Here is a 20905-nt window from a genome sequence, read left to right as displayed (position 1 = left end):
CCTTTTTATTTTGGAAAGGCAATGATTGACATTAAGGAAACCGTTATACTGAGAATAGAATTGGATTTTTTAGATGCAAAGCTTTAATGACAAAATCCTTTAAGAAAATTGGCATAGAAACGAGGGAAAACATGAACAGAAAAACCAATCAACAGATGCTGCAGGGCTATATCGAATCTCCGGAAAAAATCAAGGAGCTGTATCGGCGAACCTTATGGATTGTTGTGCTGTCGCAGATTTTTGGAGGAGCCGGCCTGGCAGCTGGGGTGACAGTGGGCGCACTTCTTGCGCAGGATATGCTGGGGACGGATCGCTTTGCAGGGTTGCCGGTGGCACTGTTTACGCTGGGATCGGCTGCAGCGGCGCTCGTGATCGGCAGAGTATCCCAACGTTTCAGCCGAAGAACCGGTTTGGCTTCCGGATTTTTAGCTGGCGGAATCGGTGCAATTGGAGTAATTTTGGCAGCCCTCTCAACTAATGTCTGGTTGCTGTTTGCCGCTTTGCTGATTTATGGTGCCGGAACAGCCGCTAATTTGCAGGCGCGCTATGCAGGGACAGATTTGGCGAGTGCCAAACAGCGCGGTACAGCTATCAGCATTGCATTAGTGTCGACAACGTTTGGTGCATTTGCCGGCCCTAATTTGGTGGGAGTGATGGGTCGTTTTGCCGAATCCATCGGCATTCCGGCTCTAGCCGGACCTTTTATTTTGGCGGCGATTGCCTATCTTCTGGCTGGGATTGTTCTGCTGATTTTCTTGCGGCCGGATCCGTTGCTGGTGTCACTGGCAATCCAGGAGCATCGGCAAGTTCGCCAAGAGAGTAAAGCGGATATGGAACCTGTAGATTCAACCATCAATAAGAAAGGCGTGTATCTGGGAGCTACAGTTATGGTGCTGACGCAATTGATCATGTTTGCCATTATGACTATGACGCCGATCCATATGGGGCATCATGGCCACGATTTGGGAGCCGTTGGGCTGGTCATCAGCATCCATATTGCTGCGATGTATCTGCCATCCATCGTCACGGGAATCCTTGTCGACAAATTAGGAAGGGTAGTCATGGCAACAGCAGCTGGTGTGACATTTATGGCAGCTGGAGTTGTAGCCGCATTGGCGCCGGCTGATTCTTTAGCCGTTCTGATTGTTGCGCTTGCGTTGTTGGGACTGGGTTGGAATTTCGGATTGATCAGCGGCACTACGCTTATTGTCGATTCAACCCATCCATCTACGCGCGCCAAAACACAAGGAACCGTTGATGTGCTGGTTGCTTTAGCAGGCGCTGCAGGCGGCGGGTTTTCGGGAATGGTCATGGCCCAGTCAAGCTACGCAGTGATGTCTTTGGGCGGCGGGTTTCTTGCGCTTCTCTTGATTCCGGTTGTTGTTTGGTCTATGAAAAAGACGGCACAGGTGGATACTTGAAATGAAAAAAATTCAGGCGGCAGTCCCAGCCGGTTTATCGCGAGTCTGCTGAAGCGAATGAAACGGCATGGATATTATACAAAAAAAGAGGCTGTCCTTTTGTCAATTATAAATGACATTTGGGACAGTCTCTTTTATAGGATTTAGGTTTTAAGGGTTGGTCGACCAAAGTCCAGCCGATTTCAATAAAACACGGGGATGCAGCTTCAATTGAGCAACCATCATTTCAGCGAGATCTTCCGGCTGAATAACTTTGTCGGGGTTGCCATCGGTCAGATTTGCTTCAACTGCCAAGTCAGTGGCAACGGTACTCGGGGTTAAAGCACTGACACGGATATTGTGTTTTCTGACTTCCAGCATCAATGATTCCGTCAATCCCATGACACCGAATTTCGATGCACTATAAGCACTTGTCACCGGCGCTCCTTTTTGTCCGGCTGTTGATGAAATATTGATGATATCCCCTGATTGGCGCTCGATCATTTGCGGCAGGACGGCACGTGTCACATAGTAGACACCCATCAAGTTGGTATCGATAATCCCTTTGAATTCTTCAGCCGACAGTTCCAGGAATTTGCCGAATTTGCCGATCCCGGCATTGTTGATCAGAATGTCAATTGATCCCAGCTCGCTTGCAATATGCTCGACTGCTGCATTGACCGCTTCAGGGTCAGCTACATCAGCAACAGCAAATACAGTTTTCACACCGTACTGCTCCAGCTCTGCTGCAACTTTCTCCAAATTGCTTGCAGTGCGTCCCACAAGTCCGACGTTGATTCCTTCTGCAGCAAAAGCAATCGCGGTTGCTCTTCCAATCCCTCTCCCAGCTCCTGTAATCAACGCATTTTTTCCTGTTAAGTTTTGCATATAGACAGCTCCTTTTTTCACAAATCATTTCCATCTTCTAGTGTAGCAAAACCAACTTAGAAAACCTTCAGGAAGAGCTCAAAAAGGAGTTTTTTGTTAAAAGGATACAAAAAAGCAGCAGAAAAAATTTCTGCTGCTAATTGAAGTTTTAATCAAGGAATTGTGTATCCGTCAATAAAGCGAAATCCGGTTGCTCTTTCAGGAACTTCAAGTCGAACGATGAATCGCCGAATGCTTGAATTTCTTCAGGTGCAAGAGCAGTATCAAAAATCATGTTTTCCCATGCACCGTCAATGATAGAGGCTTCGAGCTTTTGGCCGGTGATGTCATCGATTGTGTTGATCGTGATCTCTTTTGCCTGATCCGGATTTTGTGCGATAAATTCTGTCGCTTCTTTATGTGCATCAACAATGCCTTGCACCATTTCAGGATTTTCCTCAATCAGTTTGCTTGAAGTCACCAAAACGGAAGCCGGCAAGGTCGTTCCGAATGAAATTTCATCCGGCTCAATAATCACTTTAGCGCCAGTCTTTTGCTTCAGTACAGAAGCCCAAGGTTCAGGAGCAACGGCAACATCGACTTTTTCAGTAGCGAACATCGCTTCATACTGAGCCGGGTTGCCAGTTTGGTGTAGCATTTCTCCGCCGATCCGGTTAGAAGTGATGCCATGCTCTTTCATGAAAGTTTCAAATTGCACATCGTGTGTGCAGCCGACGCGTGGCGTAATGAACGTCTTGCCTGCGAAATCTTCAACAGACTCAACGCCGCTGCCATTTCTGGCCATGACTACGGTACCGCCTGAAGCGCCGCCAGCAATCATGGTAACGTCTGCACCGTTCGTGTAGTTGTTCATCGCGGGGCCAGGTCCAACAAGGCCGGCATCAATATCTCCGGTTTTCAGTGCTGTCATAAAGTCGGCTCCATCAGCGAAAGTTACATATTCGACAGCTGTGCCGTCTTCCAGGTTCTTTTCATACATTTCCTGGTCTTTTGCAACCATTGCAGGAACGTGGTCCAGGTTAGGGAAATAGCCGATAGTGACAGAAGATGAGTCGTCGCCAGCTTCAGGTGAACCACAAGCTGCCAGCACGCCGACCATAGCGACAGGTGCAATAAGTGAAAAGATACGTTTCATAAGATGAGTTCCTCCTGTATAAAATAATTTTTTATTTAATAAAGTATTCGTGGCGAATATTCGTAAGGTCAATAGCTGAAAGTGCTTTTCCTGGTGAACATCTGTTAAATAAGTTTATGTTTCCAATCCCCAACGCTTGAGGACGTTTTTCTCGATTCGCTGGAATATCATCAGATCGACAATCGCGCCGACGACACCAATGATGATCATCACGCCGATGACCAGTGACATATTGCCGAAATCGGATGCATAGCGGAGCGTATATCCGAGTCCGGGACCGGAACTGAGAAGTTCTCCGGCCATCAATGCCCGCCAGGCGAAAGCCCAGGCAAGGCGTGCGCCTGTCACGAAATAAGGAACGGAAGCGGGAATGATCACTTTAATAAAAAGGTCCAGTCCGTTCGACCCCATTGTCCGTGCGGCTTTGATGAAAAGGGGATCGACGTTCTTGATGCCGGTTCGGACATTCAGAATCATCACGAACGTTCCGCCCAAGATGACGACGAAAATGATGGAACCTTCGCCAAGGCCGAACCACATCATTGCCAGAGGCAGCCAAACGATACTTGGTACACTTTGCAGAGCAAGCACCAATGTTCCAAGTGTTTCATCTGCTGTTTTCGAGCGTGCCAGCAGGATACCGATACCGGTTCCGATAATGACAGCTGCAGCCAAGCCGATCAACAATCTGCGGAAACTCGCAATCAGGTCGTAGACCAATGTCATATCGGCAAATCCGGCTACCAGCGAATCGTAAACGCTGATAGGGGAAGGAAGGATGGTTTCATGCCACAGTTCAAAGCGGGAACCCAGTTCCCAGAAGACAATGAGCGCGGCGAAGAAAATGATTCGTTTAACTGCCGGCTTCATATGCTTGCTCCTCATCTATGACTTTATCGATTTCTGTTTTCAAAAGACCCATAATCTGTTCTTCCAAAGCAGCGATTTCCTGCCGATGCTGTTCGCGGGGGCGGGGAATATCAACCCGAATGTCAGTCAGGATGGTGCCGGGCCGTGTGCCCATGACGATGATGCGGTCCGACAGTTTGATCGATTCGGAAATGCTATGGGTGACAAAGACGATGGTCTTTTTCGTATCAATCCAAATTTCTTCGAGCTGACCATGAAGGCGGCTTCTTGTTTGTTCATCCAAAGCGCCAAAAGGTTCGTCCATCAACAGGACAGCTGGGTCCATGGCTAACGAACGGGCAATGGATACCCGCTGCTGCATCCCTCCGGAAAGCTCGTGTGGATAGTGGGAAGGGTAATTGCTGAGCTGTACCATTTTTAAGAAATGCTGTGCGCGTTCCAAGCCTTCTTTTTTGGACATTTCCTTGCGCAAAGGAAACATGACGTTTTCAGTTACATTCATCCATGGGAAAAGGGCGGCTTGCTGAAATACCATGCCCCGGTCTTTTCCTGGCTTGACGACTTTTTTGCCATCCACGATAATATCGCCGGAAGTCGAGCTGACAAGCCCGGCAATCATCGACAACAAAGTGGACTTGCCACAGCCGGAAGGTCCGAGGATAGAGACAAATTCTCCTTTTTGGATCGATAAGTCGATATCTTTCAAAACCGTATTCGGTTTATTGTTTTTATCGTAATAAACTTTATTGATTTGCTTGGCTTCAATAAACAAAATAGATCACCGGTAATAAAACCTACCTTTCCTATCGGATAATATTATTAAAGTATAGTAGAATGATAGGAATTGTCAAGATGAAAACGCTGAAAAAACAGTTTCTTTACTTTTTCAAATAATATAGCGATAGGGATAAGGATAAGTAGTTGCATCCATTTCTTCGATAACGTAGATTCATGCCAAAATTGAGAGCAAAAAAAACAGGCAGACCCAACTTGCAGGTCTGCCTGTTTAAATAAGAAAAGAGTCTGTGTTTTTATTCGCCGAACAGATTCATGCTCAAATACCGTTCGCCTGTATCAGGAGCGATGCACAATACTTTTTTGCCTGTGCCGAGGCGTTTGGCCAATTCAATGGCAGCGTAGATGGTAGCACCGGCAGAAGGGCCAACGAAAATTCCTTCTTCACGAGCCACTCTTTTAAAGATATCAATGGCATCTTCATCGTTGATGGCCATAATCTCGTCGTATACGTCCGTGTTTAAAATATCAGGAATGAAACCGGGGCTCGTACCCACTAGCAGGTGCTTGCCGGGTTTTCCGCCTGACAATACAGGCGATCCTTTTGGTTCTACAACCGCAATATACAGCTCCGGAAGATGCTCTTTCAAGGTTTCTCCAGTGCCTGTGATGGTGCCGCCAGTTCCAGCGGATGCCACAAACGCATCCAGTTTGCCATCCATCTGCTCGAGGATTTCCATCGCTGTTGTTGTGCGGTGGATATCAGGATTGGCTTTATTTTCGAATTGCTGCGGGATAAAGCTGTTTGGAATCTCTTTTTGCAGCTCCAGTGCTTTGCTGATTGCTCCAGGCATTTTGGCATCGCTAGGGGTCAACACCACCTCAGAACCAAATGCCTTCAATAGATTGATGCGTTCTTTTGTGGCATTATCCGGCAAGACCAGAATAGAGCGGTAGCCTTTTGCAGCAGCGACCATTGCCAAGCCGATGCCTGTATTGCCGCTGGTCGGTTCGATGATGGTAGCTCCTTCTTCAATCAAGCCTTCTTTTTCAGCCATTTCAATCATGTTGAAGGCAGCACGGTCTTTGACGCTTTTTGATGGATTGAACATTTCGAGTTTTACGTATACATCAGCCGCACCTTGGGGCACAATGCGGTTTAATTTTACAACCGGCGTATCGCCGATCAGTTCAATGATATTATTGTATGGTTTCATAGAGAAAACAACCTTTCTAAAATGATGGAATCAACAGCGTTTTCATTGGATCTATTGTTGAATAGGAAGGAATGTACGCGCTGAAGTTTTTCAGTTGACGAAGTTAAACCCAAACTTTATTGTACTAGTATAACGCATTTTTGTTAATCGTATTGGATTGGTCGGTTTAAAAGTGAGGAGAATGCTAAATGGAAAGAATACCGTTAATCGTCAGTACAGATTGGTTGGAACAACGATTGGATGATCCGAAACTGCGTATTGTGGATGCAACGACGTTCATGGACATTCCTGAAAATGGCGGACCGCCATCAGTTGAGTCAGGAAGAGCTTCTTATGATGAAGGACACATTCCAGGAGCGGTGTATGCTGACTTGTTGAATGAACTGTCAGATCCTGAATCATCACTGCCATTTATGGCACCTCCACATGATCATTTTGTCAAAAAGATGACTGAACTTGGGATAGGGGACGGGACATATACAGTCATCTACGACCAGGGAGCATTGGTGGAAAATCCGGTAGTGGCCGCTTATTGGGCGTCTAGACTGGCGTGGCAGATGCAGTATGAAGGTTATGACAATATTGCGATTCTGGATGGCGGATTGCCGAAATGGAAAGAGGAAGGCCGTCCGTTGACAGCTGTTCCCGGGAATTATTCGCCTGCAGTTTTTACCGGACAGCGCCGTCCGGAATTGATTGCGACAAAAGAAGATGTACAGCAAGCGATGGATGATGACAATGTCATCTTGATCAACAGTTTGTCTCCTGAAGACTTCAGAGGCGAAACAGATACCTATCCTAGAAAAGGGCATATTCCAAGCAGCGTCAATGTATTCTTCGGTATTCATGGCGACCAGCAAACGAAAAAAGTGTATGAGGATTCGATCTTGCGGGAGCCTTTCGAAAAAGTTGGTGCTTTGGATCCGGATAAAAAAGTCATCACGTATTGCGGCGGCGGGATTGCGGCAACTTGGAATGCTTTGCTGCTGAATAAGCTTGGGCAGAAAAACGTTGCCGTCTACGACGGATCGATGAATGAATGGGCGAGCGATCCATCCTGTCCCCTGGTAACTGGAAACTGAATGAAAACCCGCGCTGGCTTTGAAGGCAGCGCGGGTTTTTTCATTTCACAAAATGTCAATCCCTTCATCCTTCGGACACAGCAACTCGGATATGCTGGAAGCTGCTGACGTCGAACAAGCCGCAATCCGTCAGTTTCAAATGTGGAATGACCGGTAAAGACAGGAACGACAAGGTTAAAAAGGCATTAAATTCTGTACTGGCGCCAATCTTCAAAAGACTGTCGTCGATGGCTTTGAGTTGTTCATACACGATTTCAAAAGATTCTTCAGACATCAAGCCCGCAATGGCAAGAGGCAGGCTTGCCAACACTTTTCCATCCTGCACGATCACCAACCCGCCTTTTAAGTTTTGCAGGGCTTCAGCTGCCGCTTTGATGTCTTGGTCAGTTGTCCCGACTGCAATAATGTTATGCGAGTCGTGTGCAACAGTAGTAGCAATGGCGCCGTTTTTTAGGCCCAGCCCGCTGACAATGCCGAGGCCGATATTGCCAGTCGCTTTATGGCGTTCTATCACGGCGACTTTCAACAGATCTTTTTCCGTATTTGAAACGAAATAGCCATCTATTACGGGTGTTTCAATTATCAAATGCTCGGTGATGAGGTTGTTGGGGTTGATGCCGATAACATGGGCCTTGGAGCTGCTGCCCATTGGAATCTGGAAACTGTCATTGGATAATTCTGCTATGCGAACGGTATCCTTTACCGCTGATACATCGGTCTTTTCTTGAACCGGCCCCACGTACTGGCCTTTCTGCGCTACTAATTGGCCGCCTTTATAGACCGAGGCAATCTCCAAATTCTCTAGGCTGTCAAGCAATAGAAAATCGGCATCGTAACCGGGAGCGATGGCGCCTTTACCGCGCACTCCGAAACATTGCGCGGCATTGATGGTGGCCATCGAAATGGCAGTGATCGGATCGATTCCCTGTTTGATGGCAACCCGGACATTGTAATCGACACTGCCTTCTTCAATCAAATCATCCAAATGTTTGTCGTCGGTGCAAAACAAGCAGCGATGAGCATTTTTTTCTGTTACACCTTCAAGCAAAGCGTGAAGGTTTTTAGCGACGGACCCTTCACGGAGCATGACATACATCCCACGCTCTAGGCGGATGATCATTTCCTCTTTTGTGACACATTCATGATCTGTGAGAATTCCTGCAGTTCCGTAGACATTGATGGCATTTTCGCTGAGTCCGGCAGCATGTCCATCGATTTGTCGGCTCAGCAGCAGTTTGTCCAGCATCGCATCATCTCCACGAAGGACAGCGGGGAAATCCATCACCTCTGCCAATCCCAATACCGACTTATGATTCAAGAAAGGCTCCAGGTCTTCAGCGGAAAGTTTGGCGCCTGCATTTTCAAAGGAAGTGGAAGGGACGCAGGAAGGCAGCATCAATTTGATGTCGAGAAGCGTCGATTCCGCATCCTTCAGCATGAAATCCAATCCCGCAGTTCCGCTGACATTGGCGATTTCGTGTGGATCGGTAATGACGGTCGTAACGCCGTGAGGCAAAACGATTTTGGAGAATTCCTGCGGTGTCACCATCGAAGATTCGATGTGGACATGCGCATCAATCAAACCAGGGGCAATGAATTTGCCGGCCGCATCGATTTCCTGAAAGCCTTCATAATCTCCGATGCCAACAATGGTATTTCCACTGATGGCAACGTTACCCGTAGTAAGGCTTTTTGTGAATACGTTAACGATGGAAGCATTGCGAATAACCAAATCAGCTTTTTGTTGTTTATTGGCAGCATCAATGCGGCTTTTCAATAATTTTTTATTCACTGGGATTCAAGCTCCTTTAAAGTGGTTTTGGAGAATGCGCAGGCGATGAAAAGGGCAAGCTGAAAATGAGTAATGAAGAGTTGAGCTTTGCTTCATTTTACATGAGATGGGTGATAAGCTCTAGCGAAAAGCGGGAAGAATATGCTCAGGCATCCAAAGCGCGGAAGGGAAAAGTGAGCTCGCATAAAGAGGGCTTTTTAGCTGGAAAAGGTACAGCGGTTTTACTTGGAGCCTGAAAAAGTTATAATAAAGAAATTAGCTAAGTTTTAGAAAGAAGATGACAAGATGATGATTTCCCCAATGGCAAAATCGTTTGTAATCGGTTTAGCCGGTGCCGGGGTGTTTGTTCTGGCAGGAGCTCCAATGCCTTGGTTACTGGGCCCTTTGTTTGCCGTTTTGTTGATGCAATTATTGACGCCGGTGAAACTGGAATGGCATTCCCGTTTCCGCAACGGCGGATTGGTAGTGGCCGGTTATGTAATCGGTTTTGCTTTCACTTTAGAAGCTTTACAGGGAATGAAAGACTATTTTGGAGCTATGGTATTAATCAATATCGCCTTTTTTCTGTTGTTTCTATTCATCAGTGCATTGATGGCTTCGCGGGCAAAAGTTGATCAGGCAACAGCAATGACTTGCTGTGTACCCGGTGGTTTATCGCAGATCATCACTTTTGCTGAAGAGCAGAAAGACATCGATTTGACGGCCGTCACGTTTTATCATATTCTTCGTGTCTTGATGATCGTCGCCATCGTACCGTTTATTGTGGCTAGCGGTGAACCGGCGTATGTGGAACAGTCGGGGCAAGGCAATTATTCCCTGGCGTTGCTTGGGTTGCTTATACTGTGTTACGGCGCAGGAATCTTGGCGCAGAAAGTCAAAGTACCGACAGCTTTTTTGTTGGGTCCTGTTTTTCTGATTATGCTTTTCAATCTGGCAGGTATAGCGGTGCCAATCATGCCAAGCTCGTTGCTCCATATCGCGCAACTGTTTATCGGCATTTATATTGGGCTTTTGTTGAAAAAAGAGGACTTGAAATTGACGAAGCGCATGATTTTCTATTCGTTTTTCTCAAGCGCTGTACTGATCGCTTTTGCTTATGGCCTCAGTTTTCTTTTGCAGGACCTTTACGGCCTCAGTTTTTCAACCAGCTTCTTAAGTGTGGTACCAGGCGGCCTTGACCAGATGGGGCTCATTGCGGCATCGGTCCATGCAGATGTAACCATCGTGACGGCGTTTCAGCTGTTTCGCATTTTGTTCTTATCCGTATTGATTGTACCGTTTGTTAAAATAGTTGCAGCTCGAAACAAGAAACAGGCAAGAGTAGCGGAAGAGAATATCGGATGATACAAAAAGGCAGCCCTGGACGTATGAGTCCGGAGCTGCCTTTTATAGGGTTATTCGTTTGTTTCTTTATAAATGAAATAATCGAAATCGGCCGGTAGTTGCTGACCGGATAGATCCTGGCATTGCATGCCGACAAATGCGCCGGTGAAAAATCCTCCGCCTTGAATATAATCATCGGACAGCTTGGCGGACTCGAATTTGATCGGCAATGTCGTCCAGTTCTCGCCATCAAAAGAATAGGAGTACGTATAGGTTTTGGTTTTTGTTTCTACACGCATGTAGACTGATTCGACATGTTCAGGGATGCTGATTTCCTCACCTTGCAGCGGCTGCGCGAATGAAAAATTATCACATACCGTAAGATCCAGGATCCGCCCTTTTTCTTCGTGCCAGGAAATCTGCAATGCTGTCCAGTTTTCCGTATTGTAATAGTTCACAAGCCCAGCACCTTGCTGGAAAGTGGTTGGTTGGAAAGCGACTTTTGTTTCAGCAATGAAATTAAAATGCTGCCAGCGTCTTGCTACAAAGGACTGCGTGAATTTGGAGGTCAGTGATTCACGCCCGTACAGGCGAAGGTGTCCAGGGTTGTCCGTTAAAGAGACGATTTCTTCACCAAGCGGAATGCGCAAGGTTTGAAAATGGCTGTTCAATTCTGCAGAATCGAAGTCGTCCTTTTCAGGAAAGTCTGCAGGCCATGGGACTTCTTCGATAGCCGGGCCTTCAATTTGAGCAGCGGGTTGGTTGCCGCCGACAACGTAGGGCCAATCATTTTTCCATTCCAGACGCTGGATGGCCGTTTCTCTGCCAAGCGGACAAAAGCCTCGCGGATCCAATAAAGCCTGGCCGTCCTGCGGTAAGGGCCGTCCGGTTAAGTGGACGAGAAACCATTCATCTGTATGTGTTTGGACCATGGAGGCGTGCCCGGCTTTTTGAAGAGGATTTCTTGGATATGGCCAAGAAGTAATCAATGGATTTTCCGGATGTACCTCATAAGGGCCGTCGATTTGACGCGAGCGGGCAATGGTTGCCTGATGATCGTATTTTGTTCCGCCTTCTGCAGTCAGCAAATAATAATAGTCACCGATCTTATAAAGGTGAGGCGCTTCGGTCAGCTTGATATCCGTGCCTTTAAAGATGATTTTGGAATCGCCGACGAGCTTGCGCGTTGCAGGATCGAATTCCTGCAGGACAATGCCGTAAAAAGCATGGTGTCCAACGCGATGGTCCCAGTACATATTGACGAAATATTTTTTTCCGGATTCATCGTGGAAAAGGGAAGGATCGAATCCAGAACTGTTCAGATAAGAAGGCTCAGACCATTCGCCATCGATGGTTTCACAGGTCACCAAGTAATTATGGCAGTCTTTCCATTGCCCTTCAGTCACCTTCACATCCGTATAGATTAGCCAAAACTGGCCGTCGCTATAGGATAAAGCAGGTGCCCAAACGCCTCCTGAGTTTGGATTTCCGGACATGTTCAATTGGCTTAGGCGATTTAGTGGACGGGAAATCAAACGCCAGTTCTTTAAGTCTTTTGAGTGATAGATGCCGACTCCAGGAAACCACTCGAATGTAGAGACAGCAATGTAATAATCTTCCCCCACACGGCAAATTGATGGATCAGGGTTGAAACCGGTCAAAATCGGATTTTGGATTACGCTCATTCTTCTTCATCCTCCATTCAAATATGTAAGTGCTTACAAACTTTTAAATTTAACTTATATCCGATCATACCTTACTTAGTCTATTGAGTAAACTAAGTATTTGAAAAGTTGACTTAAAAAGATAAAAGGCGCTGCCCTATAAGTCTTTAAAAATAAAACAGCCGGAGAGAAAGAAAGCCTTTTTCTCCCGCTGTTATTTGATGGGGGAATACGTTTTCTGAGAACAGCTGGCTGATGGGAATGGAAGCGGCAGAAGCCGTGCCCGCGGAACGCGTCCGCCGCAATGGACATCTGCCGGGTCTTTCGGGAACGACAAAAGGGCTGTCACCAAAAGTCATTTTTCATGACCTTTTGGGACAGCCCCATAACCAACAACTCGGGTGTGCATTCTTAAACGTTCATGCTAATTTTCTGCTGAATACTGACACTGAGGAAGTTCTCGATAGAAAACGCGGAGGCCCCTAATGCGCTGGAAAACGTACTCAATTCAGAAAAACAGATAGTCAAATCATTCTGTTGGAACCACAGAGCCTGATTGGACACTCGCTCAGTCAATGTCTTATTGAGCCATTTGTAAGAAGAAGCCATTCGGTTGCCGATAATCACTTGCTGGGGGTTAAAGCTGTTGATGATATTATTGATGCCGACTCCAAGAAAATCACCTGCTTGTTCGAACAAAGCAATTACTTTTGGATCGCCTTGTTCGGCAAGGCTCAATAGGTCACTCAGCTCTAATTCTTTCTTTGTTGGAAGAGTCAACTGCATTTTTTCTGCAGCTGTCAACAACGCCTGTTCAGAAGCATACAATTCCCAGCATCCTTTATTTCCGCAACGGCAGGTAGGGCCATTTACTTGAATCGTCATATGCCCAAGTTCGCCTGAAAAGCCGTTTGAGCCTTTATACAATGATCCATTCAAGATTAGCCCGACACCTATGCCAATTCCTGCGCTTACATAAATGATATGCTCGGAATCTTTCCCTGCCCCGTATTTCTTTTCCCCGTATGCGCCAGCATTTGCTTCATTTTCGATAATGACCGGCAGTTGATACTTGTTTTCCAGGATCAGCTTCAAATTCAGGTTCTTCCACTTAAGGTTTGGAGCAAGCAGAATTTCGCCATGATTATCGACGATTCCCGGCACCCCGACACCAATTCCGACAATTCCGTGAGGGCTCTCAGGAGCGGAAGCCATCAAGTAATCGATCGTATTGAAAAGTTGGTTTTCAATTTCTTCATATGAAAGATTTTTAAAAGTGACTTCTTTTTCATGGCAAATCGTGCCGCTCAAATCTGTCAAAACGCCCAGCAGGTAATTGACTCCGATATCAATCCCGATAGAGTAGCCAGCTTTTTCATTGAAAAGCAGCATGACAGGACGCCTTCCGCCACTGGATTTGCCTGGACCGGATTCACAAATCAAATGGTCTTCCAGAAGATCATTTACTAAGGAAGACACTGTCCCTTTATTCAACCCGACTTCCTGGGCCACTGCTGCTCTGGAAATAGGTGAGTGGTTGATAATTTTTTTCAGTACAAGGGATTTGTTGCCTTCTTTGACTACATGATGATTCCAGGTTTTATTTACTCTAGGATTCATGGCCATCAACTCCTTCTGCGCAATTTTTTTAACATGACGATATTCCCCAATCGCGTTGACGGCTACTTCTTCAGAGCGGCACAATAAAAATCAACAATTGAACACGGGAATGGAATTATAAGTTTTAACTATTTCTACTAACATTGTAACGTGATTTCTTTAATTAATGTGAAAAAGCTTACTCTCGCCTGTAGTTTATCATGAAAATAAAACTTTGTTTAGCCACTAGACTAACAAAAATAATTTTGCTACAATGAAACCGCATACAACAATCTGAAAATTGTTGTAATAACAAAATTTGCAAGGGGGAGAGAAATATGGGGAAGAAGAAAACGCTTACACTTCTATCGTCTGCTTTAGCTTTATCAATGTTATTGGCTGGTTGTTCAGATTCTGAAGAAGCAGGGGGATCATCGGGATCGGCTGAAAAAGAGATAAAATTCATGCATTTATGGCCTGAAGGCAGTTCAAAAAAACATTTTGATGTAGTAAACGAAATTATTGCTGAATACGAAGCTGAAAATGAAGGGGTTTCAGTGGATCTTGAAGTATTAAGCAACGAACAATATAAAGATAAACTAAGAGTTCTCTCTACGTCCGGAGATCTTCCAGATGTCGGCTTGACTTGGGCTGCCGGATTCTTGGAGCCTTACGTTGGCGGGAATATGTTTGCGCCACTGGATGATGTAATCGAAGAAGACTTGAGTGACGCTTTTGTACCAGGAACCACAGAAGCTTATGCAATGGATGGCGCAACTTACGGATTGCCATTGGAATTGAACATTGTGTCGCTGTATTACAATAAAGCAATGTTCGAAGAACAAGGCATTACGCCTCCTGAAACCTACGAAGAACTTGAGACGGCAGTGAAAGAGTTCAACGATGCTGGAATCCAGCCGATTGCTCTAGGGAACCGTGATTCATGGACAGGGTCGATGTGGTATATGTACCTGGCTGACCGAATTGGCGGCGCTGATGTTTTGAATAAAGCAATTGACCGTTCCGGATCTTTTGAAGATCCTGCATTGGTTGAAGCAGCTGCAAAAACACAGGAACTAGTCGATATGGATGCTTTCGTCAATGGCTTTAACGGCCTCGCAGATGAAGAAGCTAAATCCATGTTCATGAGTGGGCAAACACCGATGTATTTGATCGCCACTTGGGATCTTCCTAACTTCACAACCAATGAAAGTGTGCCACAGGAATTCAGAGATTCCATCGGCTATCTGAACTTCCCGACTGTTGATGGAGAAGGCGATACAAGCAGCTTTGTCGGTGGACCTGGAGTTGGATTATTTGTCGCTGAGGAATCAGAAGTAAAAGAAGAAGCAAAAGATTTCGCTTCATACTTTGTTAAAGCCTGGGGAGAAGAAGCAGTAACCAAAGCAGGCGTTATTCCTGCTACTAAAGTGGATGCTGGATCTTTAGATCTTCCAGAAATGTATGTAGATATCCTTGATGAATTGAATGGCGCAACGAACATTACATTGTTCGCAGATGTTCAGATGAGCCCGGATGTTGCTCAAGTGCACCTGGATTCAATTCAAGCCCTTTTCGGCAATGAAATAACGCCGGAAGAGTTCGCTAAAAATCATGAAGAAGCTCTGTCGAAAGAGTAATAAAGCTTCTTAAAAAAATCTAATTAAAAAGAGGGGACATATCCTAACTTGTGGAATGTCCCCTTCTATTTTCTAAGATGTGGGGTTGAATGGTATGAACAAAGTAATGTCCAATAAATTCTATATCGCTTTCTATATTGCACCGGCTCTTCTCCTGCTTCTGATCCTCGTTTTCATCCCCTTGGGTTTATCAGGGTATTATGGCTTGATGGATTGGGATGGCATAGGAGAAAAAACCTTTATCGGGTTAGAGAATTACATCCAAGGAATTCAAGACAAGCTTTTCTGGAACAGTGCCTTCCATTCGTTTTTACTGGCAATCTTTTCTACGTTAAGTTTGGTCATTTATTTGACGGTCTCCTTTATATTGGCTTCCAAAATTAAAGGAGCAGATTTGCTGCGCAAAATCTATTTGATTCCCATGCTGTTGTCTTCGGTTGCCATTGCACAACTATGGGTAAAAATCTACAATCCTTCCAATGGTATTCTAAACGTCTTCCTGATGAGCATCGGGGTGGAGAATCCGCCATTGTGGTTAGCGAATCCTTCTATTGTATTGTTTGCCATATTCGTTCCGATCCTATGGCAATATGCCGGCTTTTATATCTTGATCTATTATGCGGCATTAAAGAATATTCCCGAGTCGTTGATAGAGGCTGCCCGAATCGATGGGGCTTCTGCTTTCCAGATTGCGACACGCATTAAGTTGCCGCTGATCAAAGAAGTGGTCAGTGTGACAATTGTGTTAGCCATTGTGGGATCACTGAAATACTTCGATTTGATTTATGTAATGACTGCAGGCGGACCGAACGGAGCCAGTGAAGTTATGGCATCTTATATGTACAAACTCGCTTTCTCCAATTATAACTTTGGATACGGCAGTGCCATCGGCTTCCTGTTATTGATCATTACGTTGATCGTTACACTGATCATCCGCAAACTGACCGAAACCAAAGACAAGCTCGAATACTAAAGGAGGCATGAAAATGCGCCGCATTGGTTATTTCTTTCTTTACCTGGCTTTGATCATCGTTGGATTGTTTCAAATCCTGCCATTGATTTGGCTGTTCCTATTCTCATTAAAAGACAATAATGAAATTTTTGCAGGTTCTCCATTCGCTCTGCCTTCAGAATTCAGATGGGAAAATTACGAAAAAGTCTGGAATGGCGGCATTGGAACCTACTTCTTCAACAGTGTCTGGATTACAGTGCTGGCCATCATTTTGACAGTCCTTTTTGCCAGTATGGCGGCTTTCGCGATTACGCGTTTGAAGTGGAAATTGAGCGGGTTGGTGCTCGGCCTTTTCATGGTCGGCTTGATGATTCCGATTCATTCAGCCCTGATTCCGCTTTACAGCATGTTTTTGAGTGTGGATTTAATCGACAATCCGATATCGATTGTCATTACGTATACGGCATATAATTTGCCCATCACCTTAATGATCCTGTTGGGCTTCTACTACACTTTGCCTCACGAAATAGAAGAAGCTGCCATAATCGACGGTTGCTCCATTCACCGGATGTTTTTCCAAATCATCTTACCGATGACGTCACCGATTTTGGCGACAACTGTGGTCATTAACATGATCTATAACTGGAATGAGTTTGTATTTGTCAATACGTTCATCAGTTCAGAAAAGTACAAGACACTGACAGTGGGAATCCAAAACTTCATCGGACAGTACATGACCGATTGGGGTGCAATTGGAGCGACGTTGGTCATCAGCGTCCTGCCGATCATTGTGGCCTTCATCTTCTTCAGCAATAAAGTGGTTGAGGGAATTTCCTCGAGTGCAGTAAAAGGATAAATGAAAAAGCTTCACACTTTAAGGAAGAGATCCCCTTTGGTGTGAAGCTTTTTTATGGGTTTTTCCGAAGGCATACATCGCCATCCACATGGTCAGAAAAGCGTATAAGCTTCCGCCGAACAGAAAGGCCAGGGCTGGAAACAATCTCATGATAAAGAATAATGGAACAAAGCATAGAACAATGACTGCAGTGGCTACTGGATTGACGAGCATAAGAAGAAAAGCATTTTTGATGACTTGGGGCACCTTGACATCAAAGTGCACAAAGGACGGGAACAGATAAAACAGAAAAAAAGTGAATAGCAGGATGAATGCAAAAAGCGGAACATACGTCCAATCCAATTGTTCATTCGGGCTTGTTTGGATGTAGAAGATATCCAACGCAATAAGCAAAAGCAGTACATTGATAAAGACGCCAAGAAGATTGCTTTTCAGAAACTCTTTCTTATAGAATTCCCAGAAAGAGTTGAAAAGCGGAAGATCCGCATTGCCTTTCAGCCATTCACGGCAAATGGCAAACATGGAAGTAGTGGCAGGATAAAATCCGAACAAGACCCCCCCTAATAGGGTAAAGACAACCCATAGTAAATTCAAATAAGCGAAACGGGTGATCCATTCCAATGCCGTATAGATATAATTGCTTACAGTATTCATTAACAACCGCCTCTATCCTAAATTTCAATGATTTATAAAAGCATACCTCACGTGCCAAAAAAACTCATTTAAAAGCTTACAGAAACTTTGTTTAATCAATAGACAAACTAATTATAACTTGCTATAATCCTTAATGAAAGCCTTTTCACTAACAAGTCTAAATATTAGTACATATTCGTAGAACTAAAATTATATTGGAGGTATGGAACATGGCACATTTCACAGGAATTGAAAAGATAAAATTTGAAGGAGCAACTTCAAAAAATCCATTCGCTTTCAAATTCTACAACCCGGAAGAAAAAATCGGCGGAAAAACAATGGAGGAAACTCTTCGCTACGCAGTGTCTTATTGGCATACATTTACAATGGACGGTTCTGATCCATTCGGTGCCGGAAGTATGGTCCGTTCATGGGATCGTTTACAAGGGATGGACTTAGCAAAAGCGAGAGTTGAAGCTTCTTTTGAATTTTATGAAAAAATGGATGTACCATTTTTCTGCTTCCATGATGTTGACATTGCACCGGAAGGCAGCAATTTGAGAGAGTCCAATAAAAACTTGGACGAAATCGTTGGGATGATCAAAGATTACATGAAAGACAGCAAAGCGAAATTGCTGTGGAATACAGCTAACAACTTTACGCATCCACGCTTTGTTCACGGAGCAGCAACTTCAAGCCATGCAGACGTCTTTGCCTATTCTGCGGCGAAAGTGAAAAAAGGTCTTGAAGTCGGCAAGGAACTTGGTGCTGAAAACTATGTATTCTGGGGCGGGCGTGAAGGCTACGAAACGCTGTTGAATACCGATATGAAACTGGAGCTGGATAACTTGGGCCGCTTCTACCACATGGCTGCGGACTACGCGAAGGAAATCGGTTTTGATGCCCAATTCCTGATCGAACCAAAACCGAAAGAACCTTCTACACATCAATATGATTACGATGTAGCGACAGCACACGCATTTTTGCAGAGCTATAACCTGGACGATAAATTCAAATTCAATATCGAGGCCAATCACGCGACGCTTGCTGGCCATACATTTGAACACGAACTTCATTATGCACGCATCAACAATATGCTGGGATCTGTCGATGCCAACCAAGGCGATCCACTATTGGGCTGGGATACCGATGAGTTTCCGACTGATCTGTGGTCAACCACTTTGGCGATGTATGAAATCCTTAAAAATGGCGGACTTGGGCGCGGCGGCTTGAACTTTGATGCCAAAGTAAGAAGAGGATCATTTGAACAGGACGATTTGTTCCATGCGCACATTGCAGGAATGGACGCTTTCGCTGTCGGCTTGAAAGTCGCGCAGCAGCTGATTGACGATAAAGTGCTTGAAAATGTAGTGAGCAGCCGATACGAAACGTATACATCTGGAATTGGATTGGATATCGTCAACGGCAACACTGATTTCCACCAACTTGAAGATTATGCATTTGGCATTACCGATATCAAGCAAACGTCTGGACGCCTTGAACAGATCAAAGCGACAATCAACCAATACTTGCTGCAGGCTTTCGCAAAATAAGAAAGTTTCCAGAGTGGGAGAGCTGACTTTATGAAATATGTAATTGGCGTCGATTTGGGAACAAGCGCTGTAAAGATTTTATTGGTGGACCAGCAAGGGGCGGTTGTTGAAACTGTATCGAAACCGTACCCGCTGATCCATGAAAAGAACGGCTACAGCGAACAGGATCCACAGCATTGGGTGGATCAGACGGCTGCTGGGCTAAAAGAATTGCTGGGCATCTTCGGCGGAAATGCAGAAGATATCGAAGGCATCAGTTTTTCCGGTCAAATGCACGGACTGGTTTTGTTGGACGAGAACAATGAAGTGCTGCGTCCGGCCATCTTGTGGAATGATACGCGGACAACAGCTGAATGCCAGCAGATTTATGATGTGATTGGACAGGAAAAGCTGCTGGAAATTACAAAAAACCCGGCATTGGAAGGTTTTACTTTGCCGAAAATCCTGTGGGTTCAGAAACATGAGCCGGCAATTTTCAAAAAGGTAAAATCCTTTGTGCTGCCGAAAGATTATTTGCGCTATAAGTTAACAGGCAAACTCCAAATGGAATTGTCCGATGCAGCAGGGACGCTTTTGCTGGATGTCACTCGCAAACAGTGGAGCCGGGAAATCTGTGATTTATTGGAACTGGATTTTTCGATATGCCCTCCGTTAGTCGAGTCGCATGAAGAAGTGGGAACTGTCGTAAGCGAATTCGCTTCAGCTTCCGGGTTGTCCGAATCCACTCGCGTTTTTGCTGGTGGTGCCGATAATGCTTGTGGAGCGATCGGAGCGGGGATTTTAGAAGAAGGCAAAACGTTATGCAGCATCGGGACTTCCGGCGTTGTCTTATCTTATGAAGCGCAAGGAAATAAGGATTTTGGCGGCAAAGTCCATTATTTCAATCATGCTGCACCGAATGTATTCTATACAATGGGTGTGACTTTAGCAGCCGGGTATAGCTTAAGCTGGTTCAAAGAAACTTTCGCGCCGGAAGTGTCATTTGATGAGCTGTTGTCTGACATCGACCAAGTACCGGCCGGATCTAATGGATTGGTGTTTACACCGTATCTGGTTGGGGAAAGAACTCCACATGCGGATGCTGTGATTCGCGGCAGTTTTATCGGAATGGACGGCTCACATCGCCGGAAAGATTTTGCGCGTGCAGTTCTGGAAGGAATCACGTTTTCGCTGCAAGAGTCCATTTCGATCTTCAGAGAAAACGGCAAAACGATTGATACCATTGTATCCATCGGAGGCGGAGCACAAAATGCAGACTGGCTTCAAATGCAAGCCGACATCTTCGATGCGAAAATTGTTCGCCTGACCAGTGAACAAGGCCCAGGGATGGGGGCAGCAATGCTCGCAGCTTTTGGTTGTTCCTGGTTCCCGACATTGCAGGAATGCGCGGATGCATTTTTGCAGGAAGATAAGCAATATCTCCCGATCGAAGAAAATGTTCTGGCTTATAAAAAGCTGTTTCCAATTTATCAGCAAGTTTATGAAAACACGAAAGATTTGAATAGCAAACTTTTGGAATTTCGCAAGTGACTGCCAAAATAGAACCTCAACTAAACAGTTGAGGTT

Annotated in this window: 17 protein-coding genes; 8 read left to right on the top strand and 9 right to left on the bottom strand. The window is 45.3% G+C overall.

The window, feature by feature from the left end; translation table 11 throughout:
- Window positions 1-131 precede the first annotated feature (131 nt).
- Window positions 132-1421: an MFS transporter gene (locus H9630_RS14100; RefSeq protein WP_191716134.1), complete on the top strand. Its 1290-nt coding sequence runs from the start codon at window positions 132-134 to the stop codon at window positions 1419-1421.
- Window positions 1422-1571: 150 nt separating this feature from the next.
- Here H9630_RS14100 and H9630_RS14095 read toward each other — a convergent pair whose 3' ends face one another.
- From H9630_RS14095 to cysK, 5 genes are all read right to left on the bottom strand, one after another.
- Entirely contained in the window at window positions 1572-2288 is a 717-nt protein-coding gene (locus tag H9630_RS14095) for a 3-ketoacyl-ACP reductase (protein WP_191716133.1), read from the bottom strand.
- A gap of 148 nt (window positions 2289-2436) precedes the next feature.
- Complete coding sequence (locus H9630_RS14090) at window positions 2437-3423, bottom strand: ABC transporter substrate-binding protein (RefSeq protein ID WP_191716132.1); 987 nt, start codon at window positions 3421-3423, stop codon at window positions 2437-2439.
- A 114-nt stretch (window positions 3424-3537) separates the two neighbouring features.
- Complete coding sequence (locus H9630_RS14085) at window positions 3538-4293, bottom strand: ABC transporter permease (RefSeq protein ID WP_191716131.1); 756 nt, start codon at window positions 4291-4293, stop codon at window positions 3538-3540.
- On the bottom strand, window positions 4277-5065 hold the full coding sequence (locus tag H9630_RS14080; RefSeq protein WP_191716130.1) for an ABC transporter ATP-binding protein: 789 nt from the start codon (window positions 5063-5065) through the stop codon (window positions 4277-4279). Before H9630_RS14080 ends, H9630_RS14085 begins: the two co-directional genes overlap by 17 nt.
- Window positions 5066-5324: 259 nt before the next feature.
- A complete protein-coding gene (cysK, locus tag H9630_RS14075; protein ID WP_191716129.1) occupies window positions 5325-6245 on the bottom strand; it encodes a cysteine synthase A in 921 nt (306 codons plus the stop codon).
- Between the two features lie 188 nt (window positions 6246-6433).
- On the opposite strand from cysK, the gene H9630_RS14070 reads away from it, so the two are divergent.
- Entirely contained in the window at window positions 6434-7327 is an 894-nt protein-coding gene (locus H9630_RS14070; protein ID WP_191716128.1) for a sulfurtransferase, read from the top strand.
- Window positions 7328-7391: 64 nt separating this feature from the next.
- Here the strand turns inward: H9630_RS14070 and ade are convergent, their stop codons facing one another.
- Window positions 7392-9119 (bottom strand): adenine deaminase, encoded by a 1728-nt coding sequence (ade, locus tag H9630_RS14065; protein WP_191716127.1) that lies wholly within the window; start codon window positions 9117-9119, stop codon window positions 7392-7394.
- A 285-nt stretch (window positions 9120-9404) separates the two neighbouring features.
- Here ade and H9630_RS14060 point away from each other — a divergent pair, with 285 nt between their 5' ends.
- Window positions 9405-10463: an AbrB family transcriptional regulator gene (locus tag H9630_RS14060; protein ID WP_225218573.1), complete on the top strand. Its 1059-nt coding sequence runs from the start codon at window positions 9405-9407 to the stop codon at window positions 10461-10463.
- A 50-nt stretch (window positions 10464-10513) separates the two neighbouring features.
- On the opposite strand, the gene H9630_RS14055 is transcribed toward H9630_RS14060, so the two are convergent.
- Window positions 10514-12127 (bottom strand): glycoside hydrolase family 43 protein, encoded by a 1614-nt coding sequence (locus H9630_RS14055; protein WP_191716126.1) that lies wholly within the window; start codon window positions 12125-12127, stop codon window positions 10514-10516.
- Between the two features lie 390 nt (window positions 12128-12517).
- A complete protein-coding gene (locus H9630_RS14050) occupies window positions 12518-13726 on the bottom strand; it encodes an ROK family protein (protein WP_191716125.1) in 1209 nt (402 codons plus the stop codon).
- Window positions 13727-14043: 317 nt separating this feature from the next.
- On the opposite strand from H9630_RS14050, the gene H9630_RS14045 reads away from it, so the two are divergent.
- From H9630_RS14045 to H9630_RS14035, 3 genes are all read left to right on the top strand, one after another.
- Entirely contained in the window at window positions 14044-15345 is a 1302-nt protein-coding gene (locus H9630_RS14045) for an extracellular solute-binding protein (protein ID WP_191716124.1), read from the top strand.
- A 94-nt stretch (window positions 15346-15439) separates the two neighbouring features.
- A complete protein-coding gene (locus H9630_RS14040; RefSeq protein ID WP_191716123.1) occupies window positions 15440-16318 on the top strand; it encodes a carbohydrate ABC transporter permease in 879 nt (292 codons plus the stop codon).
- Between the two features lie 13 nt (window positions 16319-16331).
- On the top strand, window positions 16332-17153 hold the full coding sequence (locus H9630_RS14035; protein WP_191716122.1) for a carbohydrate ABC transporter permease: 822 nt from the start codon (window positions 16332-16334) through the stop codon (window positions 17151-17153).
- A gap of 18 nt (window positions 17154-17171) precedes the next feature.
- Here the strand turns inward: H9630_RS14035 and H9630_RS14030 are convergent, their stop codons facing one another.
- On the bottom strand, window positions 17172-17807 hold the full coding sequence (locus H9630_RS14030; protein ID WP_191716121.1) for a YesL family protein: 636 nt from the start codon (window positions 17805-17807) through the stop codon (window positions 17172-17174).
- Between the two features lie 209 nt (window positions 17808-18016).
- On the opposite strand from H9630_RS14030, the gene xylA reads away from it, so the two are divergent.
- Window positions 18017-19339, top strand: coding sequence for a xylose isomerase (gene xylA, locus H9630_RS14025; protein WP_191716120.1), 1323 nt, complete (start codon window positions 18017-18019; stop codon window positions 19337-19339).
- A gap of 30 nt (window positions 19340-19369) precedes the next feature.
- Window positions 19370-20869 (top strand): xylulokinase, encoded by a 1500-nt coding sequence (gene xylB, locus H9630_RS14020; RefSeq protein ID WP_191716119.1) that lies wholly within the window; start codon window positions 19370-19372, stop codon window positions 20867-20869.
- The last annotated feature ends 36 nt before the right edge of the window (window positions 20870-20905 follow it).

Origin of the sequence: Planococcus wigleyi (genome assembly GCF_014836985.1) — a bacterium.
GTDB classification, from domain to species: domain Bacteria; phylum Bacillota; class Bacilli; order Bacillales_A; family Planococcaceae; genus Planococcus; species Planococcus notacanthi.
The sequence above is the reverse complement of the archived record's forward strand: the minus strand, read 5'-3'. Positions and strand labels throughout refer to the sequence as shown.